This is a genomic window from Phenylobacterium sp. (assembly GCF_030646615.1).
Lineage (GTDB): Bacteria > Pseudomonadota > Alphaproteobacteria > Caulobacterales > Caulobacteraceae > Phenylobacterium.
Genome location: NZ_JAUSLG010000069.1, coordinates 1 through 24,161, shown reverse-complemented (window position 1 = coordinate 24,161; position 24,161 = coordinate 1). Strand labels below are relative to the sequence as shown.

The window sequence follows — 24,161 nt, the reverse complement described above, 5'->3', positions numbered from 1 at the left end:
GGGGATGTTCCGACAGCAGAGCTCGCCCTGGCCCTCCCCGCCCGGGTCGCCGGATCAGGCGAATTCCACCAGCACCTCGTCGGCGGCGACGGAATCGCCCTGCTTGGCCCCTACCGCCTTGACCACCCCATCCCGCTCGGCGCGGATGATGTTCTGCATCTTCATGGCTTCGATGATGGCCACCGTCTCGCCGGTCTTGACCTCCTGGCCGACGACCACGTCGAGGGTCACCACCAGGCCCGGCATGGGCGACAGGACCAGCTTGGCGGTGTCGGCCGCCTTTTTGGGCGGCAGGCGCTTGTAAAGCACGGCCGCGACGGGCGTCAGCACTCGGACCCGGCACTCCATGGCTCGGTGCCGGATCACGAACCCGTCGGCGGCCGGTCGCACCTGAACGGTGAACCGCCGCCCCTCCAGCATGGCGGCGAAGACCGGCTGACCTGGCCGCCAGTCCATCTCGGTCAGGGTCAGGATGCGGCCCGCCTCGGTCAGCTCGACCACAGTGGCCCCGCCCTCACCCTTGAGTTTCACCGGATGATCGACGCCCTGGGCGTTGACCACCCAGTCCTCCCGCGCCCGTCCGGGCCAGGCCCGCTCGCTCATCACCCGGTGCATGGCGCAGGCTGCGGCGATCAGGATGTCCTGCTGGCGAGCCGTGGCGGTCGTCCCCTGGAAGCCGTCGGGAAACTCGTCCTTGATGTAGTTGGTGGACAGCTGGCCTGAGCGGAAGCGGTCCTGGTCCATCACCGCGGCCAGGAAGGGGATGTTCTGCCCCAGGCCCTCGATGTGGAAATTCTCCAGGGCCTCGCCCATGGCGTCGATGGCGGCGATCCGCGTCGGCGCCCAGGTGGACAGCTTGGAGATCATCGGGTCGTAGAACATCGAGATCTCGTCGCCCTCGCGGACGCCGGCGTCGTTGCGCACCTTCAGATGCGCGCCATCACGCTCTTCGGGCGGGTGGTAGCGCACCAGCCGGCCGATGGAGGGCAGGAAGCCGCGATAGGGATCCTCGGCATAGATCCGGCTTTCGATCGCCCAGCCGTTGACGGACAGGTCGTCCTGGGCGAAGGCCAGGGGCTCGCCGGCCGCTGAGCGGATCATCTGCTCCACCAGGTCGACGCCGGTGATCAGTTCGGTGACCGGGTGCTCCACCTGCAGGCGGGTGTTCATCTCCAGAAAGAAGAAGCTGCGGTCCTGGCCGGCCACGAACTCGACGGTGCCGGCGCTGTCGTAGCCGACGGCCTTGGCCAGCGCGATGGCCTGGTCGCCCATGGCCTTGCGGGTGGCCTCATCCAGCAGGGGGCTGGGCGCCTCTTCGATGACCTTCTGGTTGCGCCGCTGGATCGAGCATTCCCGCTCGAACAGGTGGACGACATGGCCGTGCTTGTCGCCCAGCACCTGGATCTCGATATGGCGCGGACTCTCGATGAACTTCTCGATGAAGATGCGGTCGTCGCCGAAGCTGGAACGAGCCTCCGACTGGACGGCGGGGAAGCCTTCCTCGACATCCTTGCGGGTCCAGGCCACGCGGATACCCTTGCCGCCGCCCCCGGCGCTGGCCTTGATCATCACCGGATAGCCGATCTCCTCGGCGATCTGCACGGCATGGGCGGTGTCGGAAATCTCGCCCACATGGCCCGGCACGGTGGAGACGCCCGCGCGGCCGGCGGCCTTCTTGCTCTCGATCTTGTCGCCCATGGCCGCGATGGCCTCAGGGTTCGGCCCGATGAAGACGATGCCTTCCTCGGCCAGCCGCCGGGCGAAGCCGGCGTTTTCCGACAGGAAGCCGAAGCCCGGATGGACCGCCTGGGCGCCGGTCTCGCGGCAGGCCGCGACGATCTTGTCGGCCACCAGATAGCTCTCGGACGCCGGCGCCGGGCCGATGAAGAGCGCTTCGTCGGCCATCTCCACGGCCATGGAATCGGCGTCGGCCTCGGAATAGACCACCACCGTGGCGATCCCCATCCGGCGACAGGTCTTGATGATGCGGACGGCGATCTCGCCCCGGTTGGCGATCAGGATCTTGGAAAACATGCTCACCGAACTCAACGCAGCTTCACCGCCGTACCCGAGGCGCTGACCATCAGCATCCCGTTTTCGACGCCCAGGGTTTCGTAGTCGAGGTCGACGCCGACCACGGCGTCGGCGCCGAGGCCACGGGCCTCGTCGCACATTTCCCGCAGAGCGATGTCGCGGGCCTCGCGCAGGGCCTTTTCATAGCCGCCGGCGCGGCCGCCGATGATGTTTGTGACGCCGGCGAAGAAGTCCCGGAAGATGTGGGCGCCGATGATCGCCTCCCCGGTGACGACGCCCAGGGTTCGGGTGGTTTCCCGCTCTGCGAGGGTGGGTGTGGTGGCGGTGATCATTGCTGGCCTCTCCCGACATGCCCCCAATCGAACGCGGGGGTCCTTTCGCTCCGTGGGGGCGAACCTTAGATTGGTGATCATGACCAAGCCAGCCGACTCCCCGACGACCGAATTCGATCTGTCCCCGCCCGACGCTGCGGAACGCAAGGCCCTCGAAGCCGACCTATCCCCCGAAGAGGCCGAGGTCCTGTTGCGGCATGGCACCGAAGCGCCCTTCTGCGGCGGCTTGCTCGATAACAAGGAAGACGGTGTCTATTGCTGCCGCCTCTGCGGCCTGCCCCTGTTCCGGGCCCACACCAAGTTCGAGAGCGGCACCGGCTGGCCGAGCTTCTTCGCCCCCATGGACGAGGCCCATGTGGTCGCCGTCCGCGATGTCAGCTACGGCATGGTGCGCATCGAGACCCGCTGCGCCCGGTGCGACAGCCACCAGGGCCACGTCTTTCCCGACGGACCGCGGCCCACGGGCCTGCGCTACTGCATCAATTCAGTGTCGCTGGAGTTCGTCGGCGACGGCCAGCCCCTGCGCGATCCCCTGGGCCGCGGCGACAACGCCCACATGGGGGCGGGCTAGCCCGTCTCCTCAAGGATGGCGAGCACAGCCCTGGGCGCGGCCGGATCGCTTCCGTCCTGGGCGTGCCAGGCGGCTGACAGGCCGGCATGGGCATGGGCCCAGGCGCTTAGCCGGGCCGGCTCCAGATCCGCCGTCCGCGCGATCTGCGCCAGGCGCGCAGCGAAGCGGTCGGGGGTGACGGAGGCCAGGTCGGGATTGGCGAAGATGTTGGCGTAGTCATAGGCCCGCTCGCCCACCAGCCCCCAGGGATCGATGGCGAGCCAGCCCGCCGGGCCGAAGTCCAGCACATTGCCGTGGTGGATGTCCCCGTGCAGCAGCACCGGGTCGCGCGGGGCCTCCAGCAGCTTCGAAGCTATGCGGCGGGCGCACGCCAGGGTCGGGTCATCCGACTGGCTGAGGGCGAAAAACTGCTGGGCCAGGGACGGCGCCGCCGGAGGCGGCCGCTCCCGCGGCGCATGCAGCCGGGCGACCACCTGGCAGAGGATCACCGTGGCCGCCTCATCCCGCCCGGCCCGGACCATGGAGGTCAGCGTATCCCCAGCCGCGCGGACCATCAGCAGCGCCTCGTCCTGCGCGGCCAGCACGGGCGCGGCGCCCTGCCCGTCCCACCACGCCATGATGGTCGCGCCCCGCCGCTCATCGGCGCTGTGGGCCAGCTTCAGCATGGCGGCCTGTTCCCCGGCGCGCACGGGCAGCAGGCGTGAGCGCGTCACGGGCATGGACATGACATCGCCCTCCGGAACCAGGTTCCAGAGGGCGAGCCAGGGTTCAAAATCCTCAAGTCCGGCGCCCATGCCGCCAGCCTAGGCCAGCGGGGGCGCAGGGCGCAAACCGAGGCTACTCCTCGCCGTCGGTGACCTTGGCGAGGGTCGAGGTGGTGGCCATGCGGCCCTGCTGGCCGGTGACGATGGAGGGCTGGTCCACACGGGCCTGGACCCGAAGATTGTTCTGCACGTGCTTCACGCCGTGAATGTCTTCGACGCAGTGCTCGGCGTGATGCTTGGCGCGGCGATCATCCACCGTGCCGCTCAAGGTCACTTCGCCGTCCTTCACCCGGACCTCGATCTCCGAAGCGTCGAGCCAGGGATCGTCGGTCAGGTGATGATGGACATCGTCCATGATCCTTTCGTCGGGACGCACATAGCCCTTGGGGCCACGACCGCGGTGGCTGCGGGCCTCGTCCCAGCGACGCCTGCGCTCAGCGTCCTCGTCGCCGAACCAGGAGGCGACCTCATCGGTCGTCCGGTCCCAGAAGCCGCGGTCATGGGTGTCGCGGGCCAGCCGGCCTTCGCCGCCATAGGCGCGGGCATAGGCTCGGCGCGTCTCAGGCCGCTGGCGGCGCGGCGGGTCATCGATCTCGCTTCGCCCCCCGAACCCGCCACTCTGCATGGCGTAGCCTTCCTGGCCGAAATAGCCTTCGCCGTAGAGCCGGTCGCGATCCTCATGGCGATCTCTGGGCGCATCGTTTCGACAGGCCGCCGACGTGCCGTGTTCGTAATCGACGCCGGTCTCCTGCTCTCCGAAGACGCGGCCGCGGCCGCGGCCGCCTGGGGCAAAACTACGATCGTCGGCCTCGTCAGAGGCGAAGCCGCCGCCCTGTCGACCACGCGCCAGGCCCTGGTCATCGCCGCGCCGGGGCCAGCGGGCGCGCCCGCGATCCTGATCGTCGGTCCATCTGTCAGTCATGCTCGGTTCTCCCGTGTCTTGAGCGGTGCGCATTCGCGCTCTCCCCAAAACAACAGGCTCGCCCCCGGCCTTGTTCCGAAATTGTCTGAGCGGGCGCTGAACCCGTCATCAGATCACAGAGGGATATTATCGTGTTTCTTCCAAGGGTTCTGGAGGACCTTGCCCTTAAGGCTGCGCAGGCCGCGCACGATCCGGCGGCGGGTGCCGTGGGGCATGATCACATCGTCGATATAGCCCCGGCTGGCGGCGACGAAGGGGTTGGCGAAGCGGTCCTTATACTCCGCCTCCCGGGCCGCCAGTTCCTCTTCGGTCTGGTTGCGGAAGATGATCTCCACCGCGCCCTTCGAGCCCATGACGGCGATCTCGGCCGTGGGCCAGGCATAGTTCAGATCGCCGCGGATGTGCTTGGAGCTCATCACGTCATAGGCGCCGCCATAGGCCTTGCGGGTGATGATGGTGATCTTCGGGACCGTGGCCTCGGCATAGGCGAACAAGAGCTTGGCGCCGTGGCGGATCAGGCCCCCCTGCTCCTGCCGGGTGCCTGGCATGAAGCCCGGCACGTCGACGAAGGTCACCAGCGGGATTTCGAAGGCGTCGCAGAAGCGCACGAAGCGGGCGGCCTTGCGGCTGGCGTCGATGTCCAGGACGCCGGCCAGGACCTGCGGCTGGTTGGCGACGACGCCCACCGGCTGACCGTCCATCCGGGCGAAGCCGCAGATGATGTTCTTGGCGAAATCCGGGGAAATCTCGAAGAAATCGGCCTCGTCCACGACCTTGGAGATCAGCTCCTTCATGTCGTAGGGCTTGTTGGGATTGGCCGGCACCAGGGTGTCGAGGCTCGCCTCCTCCCGCTCGGCGTCGTCGAAGCTCACCCGCACCGGCGGGCGCTCGCGGTTCGAGGTCGGCAGGAAGTCCACCAGCCGGCGCACCTGGGTCATGGCCTCCAGGTCGTTCTCGAAGGCGCCGTCGGCCACCCCGGACTTCATGGCGTGGACCCGGTAGCCGCCGAGGTCCTCGTGGCTGACATCCTCGTGGGTGACCGTCTTCACCACATCAGGGCCGGTCACGTACATGTAGCTCGTGTCCTTCACCATGAAGATGAAGTCCATGATGGCCGGGGAATAGACGTCGCCGCCGGCGCAGGGGCCCATGATCACCGCGATCTGCGGGATGACGCCCGAGGCCAGGGTGTTTTCCAGGAAGATGTCGGCATAGCCGGCGAGCGAATCCACCCCTTCCTGGATGCGAGCCCCGCCGGCGTCGAACAGGCCGATGATCGGCGCGCCCATCTTGATGGCCTGCCGCTGGACCTTGAGAATCTTCTGCGCGTGCGCGCTGGAAAGAGATCCGCCGAAGACCGTGAAATCCTTGGAGAAGACGAAGACCGTGCGGCCGTTGATCGTGCCCCAGCCAGTGACCACCCCGTCGCCCGGCACCTTCTGCTCGGCCATGCCGAAGTCGGTGGCCCGGTGCTCGACGAACATGTCGAACTCCTCGAAGGAGCCCTCGTCCAGCAGCAGGTCCACCCGTTCGCGGGCGGTGAGCTTGCCCTTGGCGTGCTGGGCTTCGATCCGGCGGGTCCCGCCCCCCTGGCGCGCGGTTTCCCGCTTGGCTTCGAGCTCTATGAGGACCTGCTTCACGCTGAACCCCTCCCTGACGACCACTGACCGCCCAGCCGTAATGGGCGCCGCAGGGCCGCGCAAGTTCACCCGGCGTCAGGGAAATCCGCCCCTAGGCGGCGTCCAGGGCGCGGAACCAGGCGTCCAGCATGGCCGACTCCAAGGTCAGGCGGGCGACCCGCTCGGCGGCCTCTTCATCGACGCCCCAGGCCTCCTCCTGGAAGATCTCGTCCAGGCGAGCCAGGGCCAGCGCCTGGGCGCCGTCCAGCCAGCCCCGCTGCAGCGCCAGCGCCAGCACGGCGGAGCCATAGAGCGACGCGCCGAAGGCGACGCCGGCCAGGCGGAAATCATCCAGGCTCTCGGCCAGGGTTCTCACCTGCTCCAGGGTCGCCTCGGGCTGGGCCTGGTGGATGATGCCGGCGGCGCGGACGAAGGCGACGCCGAACTCCTGCTCGGCCCGGGTGAGCACCGGCTCCCAGGCCGCGCTTTGCCGCGAGACCAGGGCCTGCGGTTCCTCGGCGAAATAGCAGAGCAGATCGGCGCCGGCATATTCCGCCACCGAACGGGCTGTGGCGGCGCGGGCCTGGGGGATGGAGTCGATGGCGGTGTTGGCCAGGCGGGTGGCGTGCATGCCGGCAATGTCCAGGGTCTCGCCCTGGACCGCCCATTCGGCCGCGATCATCTCGGCCAAGGCCCGGGTCGGGACCAGCAGCCGTCCGCCCAGGGGGCCGCGCACCTGACGGTCGTCCAGCAGGATGGCGAAGCCGCCCTCCGCCTGCGAAATCGTCACGGCCTTGTAGAATCGCCGGGGCCTGTCGGTCGCCTCTTGAAAACCACGTCTCAAATTCGACTCCATTGAATGCGACGAAGGTGGGGCGGACAAACGTGGAATGGGGACCAGACCCGCCACGCGCAAGGAGGCGCCTTATGGCCCTGCCCGACCGTGATCTCCAGGCCGCAATTGCGGTCACCCGCTTTGGCCTCGGCGCGCGGCCCGGCGAAATCGCCGAGGCGAGGCGCGACCCGCAGGGGTTTCTCAAGGCCCAGCTACGAACGCGCCCCGCCAAGCCCCCTCGCGCCATGCCCTTGGATCGCACCGAGGCGATACGGGCCTTCAGCGAGGCCCAGTCCGCGTTTGTTCAGGCCAACCGGCGGCAGAGCCCTGAGGCCCAGGCCCTGCATCCCGAACTCAGCACGCTGCGAAAGGCCCTGCGCGACAAAATCCAGTCTGACGTCGTCCAGCGGGCGGCGCACGGGGCGACCACCGAAAGCGCCTTCGCCGAGCGATGGGCGCTCTTCTGGGCCAACCACTTTACCGTCGGCGCCGGCAACTTTGTCCGCACCGCCACCATTGGGCCGTTCGAGACCACGGCTGTTCGGCCTCACGTGTTCGGCGCCTTCACCGATCTTCTGGTCGCGGCCGAGACCCACCCGGCCATGCTGCTCTATCTGGACCAGCACAGGTCGATTGGGCCCGGCAGCGCCCTGGCGGCGCAGATGGCCGGGCGGAAGTCGTCGCGGGCGGTCGGGCTCAACGAGAACCTGGCCCGCGAAATCCTTGAGCTTCACACCGTGGGCGTCGAGGCCGGCTACACCCAGGCCGACGTGACCGAGTTCGCCCGCGCCCTGACCGGAATCACCTTTCGAGGGTTCAGCGCCCCGGAGCGGGCCGGCGAGACCTATTTCCGCACGATCGCCCACGAGCCTGGCCCCCGCACCGTGATGGGCGTCCGCTACGAGGTTCAGGGCGAGGGCCAGTCTACGGCCATCCTGCGCGACCTGGCCGCCCGGCCTGAGACCGCCCGCTTCATCTCGCGCAAGATCGCCCGCCATTTCGTGGCTGATGATCCGCCGCCGGCGCTGGTGGCGCGATTGGAAGAGGCCTGGCTCGCCTCTGACGGCGCCCTCGATCAGGTGGCCGCCGCGCTTATCTCGGCCCCGGAGGCCTGGGCGGCCGAGCCGAAGAAGTTCAAGACGCCCTACGAATTCCTGATCTCCAGCTGGCGGGCGACTGACCGCATCCCAAAGATGCCTCAGGAACTGGCCATCCTCACCGCCCTGGGCCAGCGGCCCTTCTATGCCTCGTCCCCCGAAGGGTGGCCCGAGGAAGAGGCCGCCTGGGCGACGCCGGACGGGATCATCAAACGCCTGGTCTGGACCGAGAGCTTCGCACCCAAGGCCGTGGGCGGCCGTGACCCGTCCGACCTTGCCGCCCAGGCGCTAGGGGCGCGGCTCTCGCCGACCACCGCCAAAGCCATCGCCCGGTCGGAGTCCCGCGACGAGGGCCTCGCCCTCCTGCTCATGAGCCCGGAGTTTCAGCGCCGATGACCCGCTCGGTACCTCTTGCCGCCGCCCTGCTCTCCCGCCGCCGGATGCTGGCCCTCGGCGCAGGCCTGGGCCTGGCCTTGCCGCTCGTCGGCGCGCCGGCCTTGGCCGCGGCGGGGCGGAAAAAATTCGTGCTCGTGATCCTGCGCGGCGCCGCCGACGGACTTTCCATGAGCCCGCCGACGGGGGATCCAAATTACGAGGCGCTGCGCCGGAGCCTTGCCCTCACAGACACCGCGCTCAGGGTGGATGGCGACTTTGGCCTGCATCCGGAGCTCAAGACCGTCCACCAACTGCTCGGCGCAGGCCAGGCCCGGATCGCGCCGGCCGTGGCCATGCCCGAGCGCATCCGCTCGCACTTCGAGGCCCAGGACCGGCTGGAAAGCGCCGCGGGCGACGACGTGAGTTCCGGCTGGCTGAACCGGGCCCTGGTCAATCTCTCGGGCAAGACCGAGGCGGAGGGTCTCTCGGTCGGACCCGTGGCGCCCCTGGTCCTGAGGGGAGACGTCGCCACCTCATCCTGGTCCCCCGGACGCGCGGTGGAGGCCGAGGCCCGGCTGCCGATGCTGATCCAGGATCTCTATGGCGATGATCCGGTGCTGGGGGCCGCGCTCGCCCGTGGCCTGAAGACCGAGGTTCTGGCGCAGGCCAATATTGCGCGCCTGGCGCCTGAAGGCGCCGAAGACCTCAGCCCGGCGGAGACGGCCAGACTGACCCGCACCCTGCTGGGCGACAGCCGCGAGGCGGCCGATCGCATGGGCGGTACGATCGCCGGCTTCATGCGGGAGGGCGCCGCCACCGATCTGGTCGCCATCTCCCTGGAGGGCTTCGACACCCACGCCAATCAGGCCGGCGCCCTGGCCCGGCGGCTGGCCTATCTCGACGCCCTGCTCGGCGGCCTCCAGAGCGGTCTGGGGGCGGCGTGGCGCGACACGGTGGTCCTGGTGGTCACCGAGTTTGGCCGCACCGCCCGGATCAACGGCACGCTCGGCACCGACCATGGCACGGCCTCCACCGCCCTCCTGCTCGGCGGCGCACTGAAACCCGGCGGGATCATCGGCGACTGGCCGACCCTGAAGGAAGCCCGCCTGTTCGAGAACCGCGACCTCGCTCCCACCGCCGACCTGCGCAGCCTGTTCAAGGGCGTGCTCGCCGAGCATATGGGCGTCGATCGCCGGGCCCTGGACACCACCGTCTTCCCCGACAGCGCCGCAGCGGCGCCGATCCTCGGCCTCGTCTAGGGTCGGAAAGACGCTCTAGCGCCGCTTGCGGCCGAAGGGTTCGGGATCGGCCTCGTGCTCGTCGAAGCCGAAGCGCGCAAAGCCCGCCTTCATCTCCGGGCTCAGGGGCGCCTCAAGGATCAGCATGCCGCTGGACGGGTGCGGCAGGGTCAGCCGGCGGGCGTGAAGCTGCAGTTTCAGCAACCCCGACAGCTGGGCCGAGGCCTCGTCGCCATATTTGGGATCCCCCAGGATCGGATGGCCCATGGCCTTCATGTGGGCCCGCAGCTGGTGCGTCCGGCCGGTATGGGGCCGCAGGGCCATCCAGGCCGCCCGGGGTCCCGCCCGGCTGATGGTGACGAACTCAGTCTCAGCGGGATCGGCGTCCTTGTCGCCCTTCTCGGCCGGCACGATCATCTCGCGATCGCCGACGCCGCGCTTGACCAGCGGCAGCTCGAGCACCCCTTCGGTAGGGCGCGGATTGCCCATGACCAGGGCCCAATAGGTCTTCTGCGCCTTGCGACGGGCGAAGGCGCCGGCGAGCTTGGCCGCCGCCGACGGGGTCTTGCCCAGCACGAGCACGCCGGAGGTGTCGCGGTCCAGCCGGTGGACGAGCCTCGGCCGCGCCAGGCCGTCGCCCCAGGCGCTCAGCAGACGGTCCACATGGTTGGTCGTCTTGGTGCCGCCCTGGACCGCCAGGCCCGAGGGCTTGTTGAGGACCAGGACCTCCTCGTCCTCATAGATCACCAGGCCCTTCACATAGGCCACGTCCCGGGGATGCAGCTCGACGCTCTTGCGGCTGTCGCCCTTGGCCGGGGCGTCGGGCAGCGGCGGCACGCGCACGGTCTCGCCCCCCTCCAACCGGGTGTCGGGCTTGGCGCGGGCGCCGTCGATCCGCACCTGGCCCGAGCGGATCAGCTTGTGCAGCTGGCCCTGGGTCAGATGGGGCCAGCGGCGGCGGAACCAGCGGTCTAGACGCACCCCGCCCTCGGCGGGATCGACGACCATGTTGCGGACCTCACGCATCGGCGAACCTGCGCATCAGCATCAGGCCCGTAAACAGGGCGGTGACCGACAGCAGCACCGACACCAGGGCGTAGCCGAAGGCTTCGCCATAGGCGCGGCGTTCGATCATCAAGGCGGTCTCCAGGGAAAAGGCCGAGAAGGTGGTGAAGCCGCCGAGCAGGCCGACCCCCAGCAGCAGACGCAGCCGCTCCTGGTCGGCGCCGCCCCGCTGGGCGAGCCAGCCGACCAGCAGGCCCATCAGCAGGCCACCGCTGACATTGGCCAGGAAGGTGCCCACAGGCCATCCCATGCCGAAACGGTGCAGGCTGGCCACGCCGAGGAGGTAGCGCATCACCGCGCCGACCCCGCCGCCGACCGCGACGAAAAAGAGCTTATCCATGGCCCCTTATGCCGGGGGAGGCTTCCTGCCGCCAAGCGCAGATTGAGCGGCGCCCTCAGACCCGGGGTCGCAGGGTGTCGCGGACGCCGCGGGCGTCATAGGCGTTGGGGTCGGCGGGGCGCTGGCCCTCGCCCATCAGGACCTCAAGGCTCTGGGCCACGGCGGGGCCGCCGCCGAGCGACAGGCTTGTGCCGACGCCGACGCCGATGGCGCTGCGGCCCCCATAGGAGCCGCCGCCGGTTCCCAGGGAGACCCGGGGACCGGAACCGGGCCGGCCGGAGGTGGCGCGATCTGTGATGGCGAACCAGTCATAGCCTTCGGCCAGGGTCAGCTCGGCTGCGCGCAGCAGCGCATAATCGGCCACCTGCTGCGGCGGCGCGCCCGGCCCGCCCTGGAAGGTGACGCGGAAGCGGCCCGGCTCGATCCGGTATTCCGAGAAACCGGCGCCGCGGGGGCCATAGGCCGGCGCATAGGCCGTATCGGCCATGGCGCAGGCGCCGAGCAGTGCGCAGAGGGACAGGCAGGCCAGAGTTCGCTTCATGTCGCAACAACGTACAGCGAGCGACCGCTGTTCCGCTCCGCGGTCAGACGGCGGGGATCACCAGACCCAGACCTGCGCAGAAAGCGCTCATATCGGCCGGCGGCGGGGCCGTGATGCGCCGTCGCGCGCCATCCGCCAGAGGTACGTCGAGAGCCGCGGCATGCAGCATCAGCCGCGAACAGGCCTGGCCGCCCAGGCTCAGCGCGCCGCCATAGCGCACATCCCCGGCGATCGGCCGGCCGACCGAGGCCAGATGAACCCGCAGCTGATGCATGCGGCCGGTGCGGGGAGACAGCTCTAGAAGGGCCGCGCCGGCGCCGACGGACAGGGTGCGGTAGTGGCTTTGGGCGCTCTCAGCCCCCTCGGCGTCGGGGGCGCAGATGCGCATATAGGCCTCGCGGCCCACCTCTTCGCGGCGCATCGGCTTGTCGATCAGACCCGCCGGGGGATCAGGCGGCCCCGGCGTAACCACCGCCAGATAGGTCTTGCCGAACCGCCGGGCCATCATCGCCTTGCCCAAGGCCGAGGCGGCCGGCTTGGTCTTGGCCGTCAGGATGACGCCGGAGGTGTCGCGGTCCAGCCGATGAATCAGCCGTGGCCGCGCCTTGCCCGGCTTGGCGAAGGCGAACAGCAGCTCGTCCAGCGTATGGACCTGCCCCCGCCCGCCCTGGCTGGATAGCCCCGATGGCTTGTTCAGGGCCAGGAGGTCGTCGTCCTCGTAGATGACCATGGACCGCACCCAGGCGACCTCTTCGTCCGAGAGGCGGATCGGGGTCGGGACCACAGCGGCGCGGCGCGGCGCGGCCGAACGCTTCACTCTTGCTTTCCAGTCTGGGATTTGCCGTTGCGGATCGCGGCCCAGCGGTCGAGGCGGGCCTTGATCGGCCCCTCGGCGCCCTCGCCTTTCGGGCGATAGAAGACCGGCCGCTCCATCTCGTCAGGGAAGTAGTTCTGGCCGGAGAAGCCTTCCTCAGTGTCGTGGTCGTAGGCGTAGCCCTTGCCATAGCCCAGGTCGCGCATCAGCCGGGTGGGCGCGTTGCGGATATGGGCCGGCGGCATCAGGGAGCCCGTCGCCTTGGCCGCCTTCTGGGCCGCCTTGAAGGCCATATAGACGGCGTTGGACTTGGGCGCGGTGGCCAGGTGGACCACCAGCTGGGCCAGCGCGATCTCCCCCTCGGGGCTGCCCAGGAAGTCGTAGGTGTCCTTGGCGGCGTTGGCGAGGACCAGCGCCATGGGATCGGCCGCGCCGATGTCCTCGGCCGCCGTGCGGATCAGACGACGGGCCAGATAGAGCGGGTCCTCCCCGCCGGCCAGCATGCGGGCCAGCCAGTAGAGGGCGGCGTCCGGGTCCGAGCCGCGGATCGACTTATGCAGGGCCGAGATGAGGTTGTAGTGCTCCTCCCGGTCCTTGTCATAGGCCGGGCTGCGCTTCTGCAGGATGGCGCCCAGCTCCTTGGTCGACAGCGCCTTGGCCGTGCCGATGTTGAACAGGGTCTCGGCCAGCGTCAGCAGGTAGCGGCCATCCCCGTCGGCCAGCGCCACCAGGGCCTGGCGGGCCTCGGGCTCCAGCGGCAGGACGCGGCCCTCGAAGGCCTCGGCCTTGGCCAGCAGCGCAGTCAGCGCCTCGTCGTCCAGGCGCTTGAGCACGAAGACCTGGCAGCGCGACAGCAGCGCCCCGTTCAGCTCGAAGGACGGGTTTTCGGTGGTGGCGCCCACCAGGGTGACGATCCCCTCCTCCACAAAGGGCAGGAAGCCGTCCTGCTGGGCGCGGTTGAAGCGGTGGATCTCGTCGACGAACAACAGGGTCGACTGGCCGGCCAGGCGGCGGGCGCGAGCCTGCTCGAAGGCCTTCTTCAGGTCGGCCACGCCGGTGAAGACCGCCGAAAGCTGCTGGAACTCATAGCCCGCCGCCTTCGCCAGCAGCCGCGCGATGGTGGTCTTGCCGGTGCCGGGCGGCCCCCACAGGATCATCGACGCCAGACGGTGAGCCTGGGCCATGCGGCCGATGGGGCCATCCTCCCCCAGCAGATGGTCCTGCCCCACCACTTCGCCCAGAGTTTGCGGACGCAGGCGGTCAGCCAGCGGCGAGGGCGCGTGCGGGGTCAGCCCGGCGGCTTCGAAGAGATCGGCCATCGGCGACTCATAGCAAATGCCGGGCGCCCTCGCCGCAACCACTTGGGGCGCGACAGTCCTGCGGCGCGGATGTCGGCCGGCGTCACTGCGCCGATCCTCATCACAGGGCGCATTGGCGATCGGCGGCAAAGGTCGCAAGTCGGAGGCAGGCTCCCGGCTGTTCACCGCGTTGCGGACGCACACTTCGTTGCCCTGCGAGAATTGTCGTCCGCCGCTCAGAGCGTTCTTGCCCACCAGAAGGACCGATCCAGCGGTTGAAACATGCTGGAATAGGCCGCTACCGCAGAGGTGTTGAAATGCGCTGTCGAGATGCGCGCCCGTCGATGCCCCATGTCGCGTAAGCGGTGCAGCCCTTCAGCCAGCAGCGTCCGAGCCAACCTGCGGCCGCGGAAAGCAGGATGCGTCCCCATCGGCTCAAAAATCCCGACTCCCGACGGCGCGTCTGCCCAGCAAATGCAGTTCGCGGCCAAACGCCCATCAGACGCCACTGCAATGAGATCAAGTTCGCACCTATAGACCGGTGAGGTACGAAGGCTCTCGTACGCGGCCGCTGAAAAGGTCGAGCGGGCGTTCTCGATCCCGATATGGTCCAGCGCACTCCAGGCGTCACGATGGGAGGCTGCCCGCTGCTCCGGGTCGATGCCAACGCCATCGCGCAGCGCAAGGCCAGGAGGAACGGGGACCTCGGGTAGCGGCCCTGTTAGATCAAATTCGAAATGGACGCTCTCAGGCCCAACGGGCTTGAATCCCAATCGCGACAGCCCTGCAATTCGCAGCCGGTCGCCTTCAAATACGCGCACCGAGACGGTCGGCGCCTTGACCCCGGTTTGTCTTCGCAGCGCCGCGCTCTCCGCCCAACCGATGATGTCCGGGAGCCAACCTTCGCCCGCCGGCGTGGTCTCCAGCCAAAACTGTCCTGGCCCCACAGACCAGGCGACCGCCTCCACTACGCCATCCTGCTCCCACAGCCGGATAGGCTGCCGTGAGCTGTACTGTTCACGCAGTTCCCAGGCGACGTCGCCTGGATGCCATGTCGAAGCCAAAGGAAAGCGTTCAGTGAGCGACCGGCTGGCGAAGTGGAGCAAGGTCTGAAGGTCGCTCTCCCCCATATAGGGCCGCCGACTTGGCGACATTTTGACGCCGAGTTGTTCGCCTGAGTGTGCGGGAGCGCTGTCAGGATCAGCCATTCCAAATCTCACGTACGACATGTCCGCTGCACACCTCGCGCCGATGCTGAAGACGGCCGGACCTCGGCTTGACTACGGCGGCTGCCACGCGGTCTGGTGTGGGTCCCACTGACAACCTATTGCGAACGCCTGTCAGATCGGATGGCCGATGTCCGCTGTCGCGGCCATACTCTCAAGCAGTGCGTTCTGGGCGTGCAACAGATAAGCCTTGGCTTTAACCACCATACAGTTCGGAGCCTCCATCACCTCCGGCGAAACTTCCTGGCCCCGCGTAACGGGCGGGCATGGGATGAAGTACGCTAGAGGTGCATAGCGTTCGAGAAGGCCTTCGGTCACCTGGTAGCCTAGCAACTCGCCAGCATCAGCGTTCTTCGGCCAGCAGTCGGTGATCACAACGTCCGCAGATGTAAGCGCTCGTAGATCAGAGGTCGCCGAGAAGCGCTCGATGTGGCTGAAGCGCTTAGCATGCCAGCGGTCGGGGAATATCTGGGCAACGCTGATTGGCAAGGCAGCCGCCGCCTCGGCCCAGGATCCGAGTATGTTGTCGTCAGGGGCGACGACGGCGACGCGGAGGTTCTCCAACTTACCCCTGTTGGCGAGAACGAACGCTAGATCGCCCAACGTCTCACAGGGGTGGTTGCTACGTGTCCTGGCGTTGATGACTGGCGCTCGCGTGGCGTCGGCAAGCTGGCGCAGTCGGGAGAGATCTGGGGTCCGGACGACAATGATGTCGAACCAGTTGTCGAGGTATCCTGCGAGGTCGCGAACGGCCTCGTTACCCTGGAGCGTGATCGGCGCACCTACGCAGACGCCACCCATCGCTTTGGCGCCAAGTTCAAAGGCTGTCGTATTCCGCCAGCCCCCATCGTCCACAATCAGGGCCACGCGGACGCCTCGGAGCGTCTGTGGCATTTGGCGAAGCTGCCAGCACGACGCCAATTCCACGGCGCGTTCCAACATCGGCATCAGCGCATCCGCCCGATGATCATCGAGCGCAAGAAAATCTGTCACCATTGCATAGGCTCCCCCGGCAAGACGTGACGCTATCGGCCGGATCGGCGGGTCACCACCCTTCTGGGCAGTTCGGCAGGTCTGCTTTCGGACCGGGCGGGCCGAAGTCCCTCTCGGCTCTCGCCGTCATGGCAGTTCCCGCCCCCTGAGCGGAGGTTGGTCGAGCCTCACAGGGCCCTGTATTCGCCGTCGATCAGAACCGGCACGACATTGCTCGATGCAACTTCAAGCGCGACCTCAACGTCGGCTCCGAACCCGCGGTCAATCAGTTCTCGCCCGGAGATGCTCTCACGCACCAGCGGCCCGAGGCCTCGCCCAATCGCCGCGTAGGATGCGCGCGCTAGCGTAGCTTCTGAGGACTCAAGCCCCTCCAAGGCGCTGATGATCGCACCGGCGCCGAGCCAATCCTCAATAGCGGGCCGCAGACTCTGATCTGGCCATCGTTCGCCGGCGGCGATGACCGCAACCACACCTTCACCCGCCGCGGCGCGGGCTGCTTTCGCAACAGCCGCCGCATTGCGGAGCGACCCGCAGTATGTGGGGACGGCGCCGGTGGCCAACGACAAGCGCGATCCATTTGGAGACGGAAGCAAAATCCGCGCGCCGACGCTGACATTCCGCAGGCTCGACGGCGACAGGCTCAGCTGCCCACCGAGAGCACGCTTTGGGGAAGCTAGGATCGCACCGCGTGCTTGAGCGGCGGCGGCGGCGGCCTCCGGGTCACCGAAGGGGAACGGGATGATTGAGGCGGCGCGATCGACAGCAACGCTAACGGCCGTGGAGAATGACAGGACATCGACTATGACAAATGCCGCCGCCTTTGACGCCCAGGCCTCAACGCCGGCCAATCCCCATTCGCAAACAACCTGAACCATGCCCCCTGATGCCATGGCGCAGGTCGGCTAGCCACCCTCCGCAGACGTTTAGAACGGTGGCTTGAAGGCAAGCCCCGGGGGCTCCCGCGCCTACAGCCGGAAGTTCGCCGTGACCTCCTGGCCGTTGCGCTGGATCGTCACCTGCCAGGCGCCGGCCTCGGCGCCGGCGGCGGCCATCAGGTCGCGGACATTGCGGATATCCCGGCCGTTGACGCTCCGGATCATGTCGCCGGGGCGAAGGCCGGCGTTCAGGGAGAAGCCGCGGCCCACCCGGACGATCATCACGCCCGGCCCCTGGAAAGGATCGACGCCCAGCTCATCGGCCACGGCCGGCGAGAGGTTCACCACGGTGGCGCCATCGAAGGGATGACGGCCGCTCAGCACCTGTTCGTCCCGGGCGGGCGTCGACGGCGGCGCCTCGGCGCGCAGATTGACGTTGGCGGCGGCGCCGTTCTCGCGCCGCACGCCCAGACGCAGGGTCTCCCCCAGCCGCCGGGTGCCGACCGCATAGTTCAGGCCGCCCACATCGCTGACCGCCTGGTCATCGACGCTGAGGATCACGTCCCCCTGGCGCAGGCCCGCGCGGGCCGCCGCGCCGCCCGGCCAGATGTCGGCCACCAGCACGCCCTGCGGCGCGCTCATGCCGATGGAGCGGGCGATCTCGGCGGTGACGGTCTGGGTCCGCGCGCCCAGCCAGGGGCGTTCCACCCGCTGGCCGCCGCCGACGGCGGTCTCGACCACCCGGCGGACCATGGCTGCGGGCATGGCGAAGCCGACCCCGCTGGAGGTGCCCGAGCGGGAGACGATGAAGCTGTTGATGCCGATCAGGTCGCCGTCCATGTCCACCAGGGCGCCGCCGGAATTGCCCGGATTGATGGCCGCGTCGGTCTGGATGTAGCTAGCCGCCGCATCGCCGCTGGGATCGGCGGTGCGGTTGAGCGCTGAGATGATGCCGTTGGTCACCGTCTGCCCCACCCCGAACGGATTGCCGATGGCCAGGACCAGGTCGCCGACCTCGGCGTCGGTGGAATCGTCGATGGCCAGGACCGGCAGGCGTTCATCGCCCAGCTCGATCTTGAGGACGGCCAGGTCGGTGCGCTCGTCGGCCAGCAGCAGCTTGGCGGGAAACTCCCGGCGGTCGGCCAGGGCGACGATGATCTCCTGCCCGCCAGCCACCACGTGGTTGTTGGTGATGATCACCCCATCGGCGCGGACGATGACGCCAGAGCCCAGGGAGCCTTCCACCCGGCCCCGCGGCGCGCCCATGCCAAACAGGTCCCAGAAGGGATCAGCCTGGCGGCGCACCAGGCGCTTCGCCGAGATGTTGACCACGGCCGGGGCGGCCTTCCGGACGACCGGGGCGAAGGAGGTCTTCATGTCCGCCGCCGTCTCGGGCGGCGAGCGGGTCGGCTGGGCCAGCGCCGGCTGGGCGGCGCTGCGGCTGGCGGGGTCGGAACAGGCGGCCAGGATAACGAGGGCCGGAAGGAGCAGGCGTGCGGCGCGCATGGCGTCTCCGTGGAACTGTCGAACCTTGCCCTTTGGCGAAGCTTTCGGGCGCAAAGATGACGCCTATAGCACGGGGCGCGGCGGGTCTCAGGCTGGCGCGATCGCCAGGGGCGCCCGGGCGACCCGGGTTCCCCAAACCAGGGCGGCAAACAGCAGGCCCGAGGCCAGATAGATGGCCAGGCCTGGCGCCTGCAGCACCTCGGCATGGCGGATCGACCAGGCGAAGCTGAGGCCGAATAGGGCCGGCCCGACCATGGAGGCGATCCCCTGCAGGCTCTGATTGGCCCCCTGGAGCTGGCCCTGTTGATTGGGGGCGACCCGCCGGGTCATTAGCCCCTGGAGGCCGGGCATCAGGAAGCCCATGAGGGCGAAGATCGGCACGCCTGCCATATAGAGCAGGCCAGTGGGCGCAAAGCCGTACCAGGCGAATCCCGCGGCTCCTGCCGCGCAGCCCAGCAGGAGCGCGCCGCGCTCGCCGATCCTGGCCACCACGGGGCCCACCAGGACGGCCTGGACCAGCACGCCCGCCACGCCTGACGCCATCATGGCCAGGCCCATGACCGAGGGGCTCCAGCCATAGCGATAGCCGGTATAGAGAACGAAGACCGTGGGCAGGACGGTCTGGGCCAGCTGGAACAGGAAGCCGATACCGGCCAGGCCCAGTAGGTCGGGCTGGGAGCGCAGCAGGCGAAGCGAGCCCAGGGGATTGGCCCGGGCCAGGTCAAAGCGGGTCGTCCGGCGCTCCGGCGGCAGGGACTCCGGCAGGACGAACAGGCCGTAAAGCCCGTTCAACAGCGAGAGGCCGGCGGCCACATAGAAGGGCAGCCGAAGATCGATATCCCCCAGGGCGCCGCCGAGCGCCGGGCCGATCAGGAAGCCGAACGAAAAGGCTGAGCCCATCCAGCCAAAGGCCTTGGCCCGCCCCTCCGGCGGGGTGACATCGGCCACATAGGCGTTGGCCGTGGAGAAGCTGGCCGCCGTCATCCCATTGAGGATCCGCCCCACCAGCAGCCACATGAGGCTGGGCGCCACCGCGATGATCAGGAAGTCCAGGGCCAGGCCGAAGACCGAGACCAGGAGGACCGGCCGGCGCCCGATCCGGTCCGACAGCAGGCCCAGCAGAGGCCCGCAGATGAACTGCATCGCGCCCCAGGTGATGGCGAAGACCACGTTCCATTCCGCCGCCTGGGCGGTGTCGCCGCCGGTGAAGGCCTTGATCAGGTTGGGCAGGACCGGAATGATCAGGCCAAACGAGATGCTGTTCATCAGCGCCGTGGCGAAGATGAAACCGAAGGCGGCCCGCCGTCCCTGCCCCACTGAATTTTGACCTGCCTGAACCTGTTCGCTCACGCCTTGTCCCCTACCCCTCGGCCGCCCGGGCTCTGAGCCGCCGGGCTGAATGGTTGAACGTCTTTAGACCCGCGCGGCGAGGCCGGCCAACTGGCTTCGCCACCAGTCGGCCAGGCGCATCTGAAGAACCGGGTCGGGAAAGCCGTGCCGCGCCGCGCTCTCGTCCGGCACGCGGGTGAAGCCGCGGTGCTCGATACTGACCCGCGTCTCCTCGCCCATGGGATCAAACCGCACCTCCACCTCGGTGTGCAGGTCCGGCGGAAAGCTCGCCTGGCGCCAGGAGAACACCAGCCGTTCCGGCGGCGCCCAGTGCAGGATACGGCCGATCTCGAAGACCTTGCCGCTTGCCAGGGTCTCAGTCACCCGCCCCCCGGCGCCGCCCTCGAAGGCCAGCCGACCTGGCGGGCGGGGCGTGGTCTGAAAGAGCGGACTGGGCCGCCACCAGGCGCCGATCTCGTCCACGAAGGCGCTGAAGGCCCGGGTGGGCGAGGCTTTCACCCGCAGGGCGACATAGACCTTGGACGTCACGGCTGGTCTTCCACATGCGCCTTGAAGGCCAGGAGCTGCTGGCTCCACATCCGCTCGCTCTCCTCAAGCCAGGCCATCAGCTCGACCATGGGCTCAGGCCGCAGGGCGTAGACCCGAACGCGGGCGTCAAAGGCCGGATGAGTGTCCTCCACCAGGCCGCTCTGGCGCAGGGCCTTGAGGTGGCGGCTCATGGCCGGGGGCGACAGGCCGGTCTCCCGCGCCAGTTCGCCGGCCGGCCGCGGCCGCTCGCGCAGCAGCTCCACCACCTGGCGGCGGGCGGGATCGGCCAGGGCGGCAAGCGTCCTGTCCAGGGCCGCGCTCATCGGGGCTCAGACGGGCGCAGGCGGGTCTGGGTCCCGAGCTTCTCGTCCCACTCGGCGATCGACATGGGCGCCACCGTCTGGCCGAAGGACCAGATATGACCTTCCAGGTCCAGCGCCAGATAGGTCCGGTCCCCATAGGCCTGGGTCTCCAGGGGGCGGATGATCTCGGCCCCGGCGGCGACGGCGCGGGCGTGATGGGCGTCGATGTCCTGGAGGAGCTGCAGATGCACCGACTGGGTGTTACGGCCGCCCACGTCGCCGGGGACGGCATGACGCTCCGACCAGGCCCTGGAGACGCCGATCGTGTGGTCGCGGAAGGCCATCTCGGCGTGAACCAGGCCCCCCTCATCGTCGGTGACATAGATCCGCGGCTCGAAGCCGAAGGCCCGCTCCAGCCAGGCATAGGCCGCCGCCGGATCGGCATAGGAGACATAGGGCGTAACCACCGAGCGGGGCGCGTCCGGGGCCGACGCTGAACCGGGGGTCATCACGACCTTCAGGCCGGTGGCGGCCTCCATCTCGGCGGTCGAGACGCTCCGGCCTTGCTGGCTGAAGGTCCAGACGTGGCCGTCGAGGTCCAGGGCCCGGTAGGTCCGCGCGCCATAGAACTGATCCTCCGGTTCCTGGGTGATCTGCGCACCCGCCGCCCGGGCCCGATCGCAGTGGGCGTCGATGTCCACCGCCCTGGGCAGATCGATGCGGCAGAGCTGGGTGGCCTGGCCCTCAAGAGCCGCCGGGCTCTGCATGCGCGCGGCCCCCAGGACATCCCCCGCCCAGGGCCCGGCGACGCCGATACTGACCCCGTGAAAACCCATCTCCGCATGGGCGACCACACCCTGGTCGTCGGTCAGCAGCGTGGTGACCTCGAAGCCGAACGCCGCCTCCAGCCAGCCGAGGGCCTGGCGTGGATCGCGGTAGATAGGGACGGCGGTCAGGTGGGCGGCATCCACGGCGGGTTTCCTTCTCTAATGCCGTAATATTTCACCATTATCGCAACCATATCGTCAAGCATGATCCTGGGGCCCTGAGTCCCGGCCACGAAAAAGCCCCGGACATCGCTGCCCGGGGCTTTCTGGAAATCAGCAGGAGGTGCGGGACCTTAGTCCTCGCCATAGGCCTCAGGCTTGGGGCCGCTGTCCTTGCCCTTTTCGGACGGGTCGCGGTCCACGAATTCGATCACCGCCATGGGGGCGTTGTCGCCGTAGCGATAGCCGGCCTTGAGCACGCGGATATAGCCGCCGTTGCGGGCGCCGTAGCGCGGGCCGATGGTGGCGAACAGCTTGCCCACCTGCTCCACGTCACGCACCCGGCTGATGGCCAGGCGGCGAGCGTGAAGATCGCCACGCTTGGCCAGGGTCACCAGCTTTTCAACGAAGGGGCGCAGCTCCTTCGCCTTGGGCAGGGTGGTCACGATCTGCTCGTGCTTGATCAGGCTGGCGGCCATGTTGGCGAACATGGCCGTCCGGTGGGCGCTGGTGCGGCCCAGTTTGCGGTGTGCGTAACCGTGGCGCATATCTCTGTCTCCTGGGCTCACCGGCCCGCTTGGCGGCCCCGCTTGTGCGTGGCGACGCCCAGTCTGATCAATCCCAGCCTGCTCCCGCCTGGGTCATCACGAAGCGCCGGGGCCCTCCACCGCTGGTGCGGCGTCCTCGGGCCCTGGCCGCCGAAGCAGCCCGGAGTCAGCGCAGAAGCGTATTACATCTGGTCTTCGAACTTCTTGGCGAGGTCTTCGATATTTTCCGGCGGCCAGTTGGGCACATCCATGCCCAGGTGCAGGCCCATTCCGGCGAGGACTTCCTTGATCTCGTTGAGCGACTTGCGGCCGAAGTTCGGCGTCCGCAGCATCTCGGCTTCGGTCTTCTGAATCAGATCGCCGATATAGACGATGTTGTCGTTCTTCAGGCAGTTGGCCGAGCGGACCGAAAGCTCCAGTTCGTCGACCTTCTTGAGCAGGGCCGGGTTGAACGGCAGATCGGGCTTGCCGTCGGCCTGTTCCACGGCCTTCTTGGGCTCGTCGAAGGTGATGAATATCTGCAGCTGGTCCTGCAGGATGCGCGAGGCGTAGGCCACCGCGTCAACCGGCGAGACGGCGCCGTTGGTCTCGACCTCGAGGATCAGCTTGTCATAGTCCAGCGACTGGCCCTGACGGGTCGGCTCGACGCGATAGGCGACGCGCTTGACCGGCGAATAGAGGGCGTCCACGGCGATCAGGCCGATGGGGGCGTCCTCGGGCCGGTTCATCTCGGCCGGCACATAGCCCTTGCCGGTCTGGACCGTGAACTCCATGCGCACATTGGCGCCGTCATCCAGGGTGCAGAGCACGTGATCGGGATTGAGGATCTCGATGTCCGAGGGGGTCTCGATCTGGCCCGCAGTGACGACGCCGGGGCCCGTGGCGCGCAGGGTCATGCGCTTGGGGCCTTCGGCGTGCATGCGCACGGCCAATTGCTTGATGTTCAGGACGATGTCGACGACGTCTTCACGGACGCCTTCGAGGGACGAGAATTCGTGCACCACGCCGTCGATCTGGACGGCGGACACGGCCGCGCCCTGAAGCGAGGAGAGCAGCACGCGCCGCAGGCTGTTGCCCAGCGTCACACCGAAGCCGCGTTCGAGAGGTTCAGCAACGATGCGGGCCTTGCGGCTGGCGTCGGAACCGGTCTCGATCTGCGGCTTTTCGGGACGGATGAGCTCGTTCCAGTTTCTTTCGATCACGGATGGGTGTCCCTAAACGCAGGATCGCCGGCCGCGAAACGCGGGCCGGCGTTGGGGGATGCGAAACGCCAGTCCTTAAACTCGCCGGCGCTTGGGCGGACGGCAGCCGTTGTGCGGGATCGGCGTCACATCACGAATGGTCGTGATGGTCATGCCGACCGACTGCAGCGCCCGCAGCGCCGATTCCCGACCCGAACCCGGGCCCGAAACGTTCACTTCCAGGGTTTTGACGCCATGCTCGGCGGCCTTGCGGCCGGCGTCCTCGGCGGCCATCTGGGCGGCGTAGGGGGTCGACTTACGCGACCCCTTGAACCCCATCATCCCGGCCGACGACCAGGAGATGGTGTTCCCCTGCGCATCGGTGATCGTGATCATGGTGTTGTTGAACGAGGCGTTCACGTGCGCCACGCCGGAGGTGATGTTCTTGCGCTCACGCCGTTTGACGCGCGCCGGTTCTTTGGCCATCGGCTAAGCTCTCTTATTACTTCTTCTTGCCGGCGATCGGCTTGGCGGGGCCCTTGCGGGTGCGCGCATTGGTGTGGGTCCGCTGACCACGGACCGGCAGGCCCTTGCGGTGACGCAGGCCGCGATAGCAGGCCAGGTCCATCAGACGCTTGATGTTGACCGCCGTCTCGCGACGCAGGTCGCCCTCCACCGTGTAGTCACGGTCGATGGCTTCACGGATCTGCAGCACCTCGGCGTCCGTCAGCTGGTTGACGCGACGAGCGTCTTCGATGCCAACCTTCTGGACGATCTCGGCGGCTTTCGCCTGGCCGATGCCATGGATGTACTGAAGCGCG

The 24,161-nt window shown here is 68.3% G+C and carries 26 protein-coding genes; 3 read left to right on the top strand and 23 right to left on the bottom strand.

The window, feature by feature from the left end; genetic code table 11:
* Positions 1 to 54: 54 nt before the first annotated feature.
* Both Q7S93_RS12080 and Q7S93_RS12075 read right to left on the bottom strand, forming a co-directional pair.
* The gene (locus tag Q7S93_RS12080; RefSeq protein WP_304714151.1) at positions 55 to 2,034 is read right to left on the bottom strand and encodes an acetyl-CoA carboxylase biotin carboxylase subunit; all 1,980 of its coding nucleotides are present in this window, start codon (positions 2,032 to 2,034) and stop codon (positions 55 to 57) included.
* Positions 2,035 to 2,045: 11 nt separating this feature from the next.
* Positions 2,046 to 2,366 (bottom strand): heavy metal-binding domain-containing protein, encoded by a 321-nt coding sequence (locus tag Q7S93_RS12075; RefSeq protein WP_304714150.1) that lies wholly within the window; start codon positions 2,364 to 2,366, stop codon positions 2,046 to 2,048.
* Positions 2,367 to 2,445: 79 nt separating this feature from the next.
* On the opposite strand from Q7S93_RS12075, the gene msrB reads away from it, so the two are divergent.
* Positions 2,446 to 2,937 carry a peptide-methionine (R)-S-oxide reductase MsrB gene (msrB, locus tag Q7S93_RS12070; protein ID WP_304714149.1) on the top strand — a complete coding sequence of 164 codons (492 nt, stop codon included), beginning with the start codon at positions 2,446 to 2,448 and terminating at the stop codon, positions 2,935 to 2,937.
* On the opposite strand, the gene Q7S93_RS12065 is transcribed toward msrB, so the two are convergent.
* The 4 genes from Q7S93_RS12065 to Q7S93_RS12050 form a co-directional block, all read right to left on the bottom strand.
* Positions 2,934 to 3,731 carry an aminoglycoside phosphotransferase family protein gene (locus tag Q7S93_RS12065; protein ID WP_304714148.1) on the bottom strand — a complete coding sequence of 266 codons (798 nt, stop codon included), beginning with the start codon at positions 3,729 to 3,731 and terminating at the stop codon, positions 2,934 to 2,936. The genes msrB and Q7S93_RS12065 overlap by 4 nt on opposite strands.
* A gap of 43 nt (positions 3,732 to 3,774) precedes the next feature.
* Entirely contained in the window at positions 3,775 to 4,623 is an 849-nt protein-coding gene (locus Q7S93_RS12060) for a BON domain-containing protein (RefSeq protein ID WP_304714147.1), read from the bottom strand.
* Between the two features lie 113 nt (positions 4,624 to 4,736).
* On the bottom strand, positions 4,737 to 6,263 hold the full coding sequence (locus Q7S93_RS12055) for an acyl-CoA carboxylase subunit beta (RefSeq protein WP_304714146.1): 1,527 nt from the start codon (positions 6,261 to 6,263) through the stop codon (positions 4,737 to 4,739).
* A gap of 91 nt (positions 6,264 to 6,354) precedes the next feature.
* Complete coding sequence (locus Q7S93_RS12050) at positions 6,355 to 7,086, bottom strand: ATP12 family chaperone protein (protein ID WP_304714145.1); 732 nt, start codon at positions 7,084 to 7,086, stop codon at positions 6,355 to 6,357.
* A gap of 83 nt (positions 7,087 to 7,169) precedes the next feature.
* On the opposite strand from Q7S93_RS12050, the gene Q7S93_RS12045 reads away from it, so the two are divergent.
* Positions 7,170 to 8,570 carry a DUF1800 domain-containing protein gene (locus Q7S93_RS12045; protein WP_304714144.1) on the top strand — a complete coding sequence of 467 codons (1,401 nt, stop codon included), beginning with the start codon at positions 7,170 to 7,172 and terminating at the stop codon, positions 8,568 to 8,570.
* Entirely contained in the window at positions 8,567 to 9,808 is a 1,242-nt protein-coding gene (locus Q7S93_RS12040; RefSeq protein ID WP_304714143.1) for a DUF1501 domain-containing protein, read from the top strand. The genes Q7S93_RS12045 and Q7S93_RS12040 overlap by 4 nt, the downstream gene beginning before the upstream one ends.
* 15 nt (positions 9,809 to 9,823) lie before the next feature.
* Here Q7S93_RS12040 and Q7S93_RS12035 read toward each other — a convergent pair whose 3' ends face one another.
* The 17 genes from Q7S93_RS12035 to rpsM all read right to left on the bottom strand — a co-directional run.
* On the bottom strand, positions 9,824 to 10,813 hold the full coding sequence (locus Q7S93_RS12035; protein WP_304714142.1) for an RluA family pseudouridine synthase: 990 nt from the start codon (positions 10,811 to 10,813) through the stop codon (positions 9,824 to 9,826).
* Positions 10,806 to 11,192, bottom strand: coding sequence for a fluoride efflux transporter CrcB (gene crcB, locus Q7S93_RS12030; RefSeq protein ID WP_304714141.1), 387 nt, complete (start codon positions 11,190 to 11,192; stop codon positions 10,806 to 10,808). Before crcB ends, Q7S93_RS12035 begins: the two co-directional genes overlap by 8 nt.
* A gap of 55 nt (positions 11,193 to 11,247) precedes the next feature.
* The gene (locus Q7S93_RS12025; RefSeq protein WP_304714140.1) at positions 11,248 to 11,733 is read right to left on the bottom strand and encodes a CC0125/CC1285 family lipoprotein; all 486 of its coding nucleotides are present in this window, start codon (positions 11,731 to 11,733) and stop codon (positions 11,248 to 11,250) included.
* 43 nt (positions 11,734 to 11,776) lie between these two features.
* Positions 11,777 to 12,550: an RluA family pseudouridine synthase gene (locus Q7S93_RS12020; RefSeq protein ID WP_370652149.1), complete on the bottom strand. Its 774-nt coding sequence runs from the start codon at positions 12,548 to 12,550 to the stop codon at positions 11,777 to 11,779.
* The gene (locus Q7S93_RS12015) at positions 12,547 to 13,866 is read right to left on the bottom strand and encodes a replication-associated recombination protein A (protein ID WP_304714139.1); all 1,320 of its coding nucleotides are present in this window, start codon (positions 13,864 to 13,866) and stop codon (positions 12,547 to 12,549) included. Before Q7S93_RS12015 ends, Q7S93_RS12020 begins: the two co-directional genes overlap by 4 nt.
* Positions 13,867 to 14,081: 215 nt before the next feature.
* On the bottom strand, positions 14,082 to 15,053 hold the full coding sequence (locus tag Q7S93_RS12010; protein WP_304714138.1) for a GNAT family N-acetyltransferase: 972 nt from the start codon (positions 15,051 to 15,053) through the stop codon (positions 14,082 to 14,084).
* 132 nt (positions 15,054 to 15,185) lie between these two features.
* On the bottom strand, positions 15,186 to 16,067 hold the full coding sequence (locus tag Q7S93_RS12005; protein ID WP_304714137.1) for a hypothetical protein: 882 nt from the start codon (positions 16,065 to 16,067) through the stop codon (positions 15,186 to 15,188).
* Positions 16,068 to 16,231: 164 nt separating this feature from the next.
* Positions 16,232 to 16,939 (bottom strand): 2-phosphosulfolactate phosphatase, encoded by a 708-nt coding sequence (locus Q7S93_RS12000; RefSeq protein ID WP_304714136.1) that lies wholly within the window; start codon positions 16,937 to 16,939, stop codon positions 16,232 to 16,234.
* Between the two features lie 90 nt (positions 16,940 to 17,029).
* Positions 17,030 to 18,445, bottom strand: coding sequence for a Do family serine endopeptidase (locus Q7S93_RS11995; protein ID WP_304714135.1), 1,416 nt, complete (start codon positions 18,443 to 18,445; stop codon positions 17,030 to 17,032).
* A gap of 87 nt (positions 18,446 to 18,532) precedes the next feature.
* Positions 18,533 to 19,795, bottom strand: coding sequence for a TCR/Tet family MFS transporter (locus Q7S93_RS11990; RefSeq protein ID WP_304714134.1), 1,263 nt, complete (start codon positions 19,793 to 19,795; stop codon positions 18,533 to 18,535).
* Positions 19,796 to 19,858: 63 nt separating this feature from the next.
* Positions 19,859 to 20,323, bottom strand: a complete 465-nt coding sequence (locus Q7S93_RS11985) for an SRPBCC domain-containing protein (protein ID WP_304714133.1) — start codon at positions 20,321 to 20,323, stop codon at positions 19,859 to 19,861.
* Positions 20,320 to 20,646 (bottom strand): ArsR/SmtB family transcription factor, encoded by a 327-nt coding sequence (locus Q7S93_RS11980; protein ID WP_304714132.1) that lies wholly within the window; start codon positions 20,644 to 20,646, stop codon positions 20,320 to 20,322. The genes Q7S93_RS11985 and Q7S93_RS11980 overlap by 4 nt, the downstream gene beginning before the upstream one ends.
* Positions 20,643 to 21,596 carry a VOC family protein gene (locus Q7S93_RS19055; protein ID WP_370652148.1) on the bottom strand — a complete coding sequence of 318 codons (954 nt, stop codon included), beginning with the start codon at positions 21,594 to 21,596 and terminating at the stop codon, positions 20,643 to 20,645. Before Q7S93_RS19055 ends, Q7S93_RS11980 begins: the two co-directional genes overlap by 4 nt.
* A 149-nt stretch (positions 21,597 to 21,745) precedes the next feature.
* Positions 21,746 to 22,159: a 50S ribosomal protein L17 gene (rplQ, locus tag Q7S93_RS11965; protein WP_304714131.1), complete on the bottom strand. Its 414-nt coding sequence runs from the start codon at positions 22,157 to 22,159 to the stop codon at positions 21,746 to 21,748.
* 182 nt (positions 22,160 to 22,341) lie between these two features.
* Complete coding sequence (locus Q7S93_RS11960) at positions 22,342 to 23,361, bottom strand: DNA-directed RNA polymerase subunit alpha (RefSeq protein WP_304714130.1); 1,020 nt, start codon at positions 23,359 to 23,361, stop codon at positions 22,342 to 22,344.
* A gap of 75 nt (positions 23,362 to 23,436) precedes the next feature.
* A complete protein-coding gene (rpsK, locus tag Q7S93_RS11955; protein ID WP_183777088.1) occupies positions 23,437 to 23,826 on the bottom strand; it encodes a 30S ribosomal protein S11 in 390 nt (129 codons plus the stop codon).
* Between the two features lie 16 nt (positions 23,827 to 23,842).
* Positions 23,843 to 24,161, bottom strand: a 319-nt coding sequence (gene rpsM / locus Q7S93_RS11950) for a 30S ribosomal protein S13 (RefSeq protein WP_304714129.1), incomplete at its 5' end; no start/stop codon positions are given.

Excerpts from the sequence above, each read along its gene's own strand:
- msrB (WP_304714149.1), top strand. The coding sequence starts at position 2,446 with ATGACCAAGCCAGCCGACTCCCCGACGACCGAATTCGATCTGTCCCCG.
- Q7S93_RS12035 (WP_304714142.1), bottom strand. The coding sequence starts at position 10,813 with ATGCGTGAGGTCCGCAACATGGTCGTCGATCCCGCCGAGGGCGGGGTG.
- rpsK (WP_183777088.1), bottom strand. The coding sequence starts at position 23,826 with ATGGCCAAAGAACCGGCGCGCGTCAAACGGCGTGAGCGCAAGAACATC.
- Q7S93_RS12080 (WP_304714151.1), bottom strand. The coding sequence starts at position 2,034 with ATGTTTTCCAAGATCCTGATCGCCAACCGGGGCGAGATCGCCGTCCGC.
- Q7S93_RS12015 (WP_304714139.1), bottom strand. The coding sequence starts at position 13,866 with ATGGCCGATCTCTTCGAAGCCGCCGGGCTGACCCCGCACGCGCCCTCG.
- rplQ (WP_304714131.1), bottom strand. The coding sequence starts at position 22,159 with ATGCGCCACGGTTACGCACACCGCAAACTGGGCCGCACCAGCGCCCAC.
- Q7S93_RS11980 (WP_304714132.1), bottom strand. The coding sequence starts at position 20,646 with ATGAGCGCGGCCCTGGACAGGACGCTTGCCGCCCTGGCCGATCCCGCC.
- Q7S93_RS12005 (WP_304714137.1), bottom strand. The coding sequence starts at position 16,067 with ATGGTGACAGATTTTCTTGCGCTCGATGATCATCGGGCGGATGCGCTG.
- Q7S93_RS12075 (WP_304714150.1), bottom strand. The coding sequence starts at position 2,366 with ATGATCACCGCCACCACACCCACCCTCGCAGAGCGGGAAACCACCCGA.
- crcB (WP_304714141.1), bottom strand. The coding sequence starts at position 11,192 with ATGGATAAGCTCTTTTTCGTCGCGGTCGGCGGCGGGGTCGGCGCGGTG.
- Q7S93_RS11995 (WP_304714135.1), bottom strand. The coding sequence starts at position 18,445 with ATGCGCGCCGCACGCCTGCTCCTTCCGGCCCTCGTTATCCTGGCCGCC.
- Q7S93_RS12025 (WP_304714140.1), bottom strand. The coding sequence starts at position 11,733 with ATGAAGCGAACTCTGGCCTGCCTGTCCCTCTGCGCACTGCTCGGCGCC.
- Q7S93_RS12060 (WP_304714147.1), bottom strand. The coding sequence starts at position 4,623 with ATGACTGACAGATGGACCGACGATCAGGATCGCGGGCGCGCCCGCTGG.
- Q7S93_RS12010 (WP_304714138.1), bottom strand. The coding sequence starts at position 15,053 with ATGGCTGATCCTGACAGCGCTCCCGCACACTCAGGCGAACAACTCGGC.
- Q7S93_RS12000 (WP_304714136.1), bottom strand. The coding sequence starts at position 16,939 with ATGGTTCAGGTTGTTTGCGAATGGGGATTGGCCGGCGTTGAGGCCTGG.
- Q7S93_RS12065 (WP_304714148.1), bottom strand. The coding sequence starts at position 3,731 with ATGGGCGCCGGACTTGAGGATTTTGAACCCTGGCTCGCCCTCTGGAAC.
- Q7S93_RS12045 (WP_304714144.1), top strand. The coding sequence starts at position 7,170 with ATGGCCCTGCCCGACCGTGATCTCCAGGCCGCAATTGCGGTCACCCGC.
- Q7S93_RS12040 (WP_304714143.1), top strand. The coding sequence starts at position 8,567 with ATGACCCGCTCGGTACCTCTTGCCGCCGCCCTGCTCTCCCGCCGCCGG.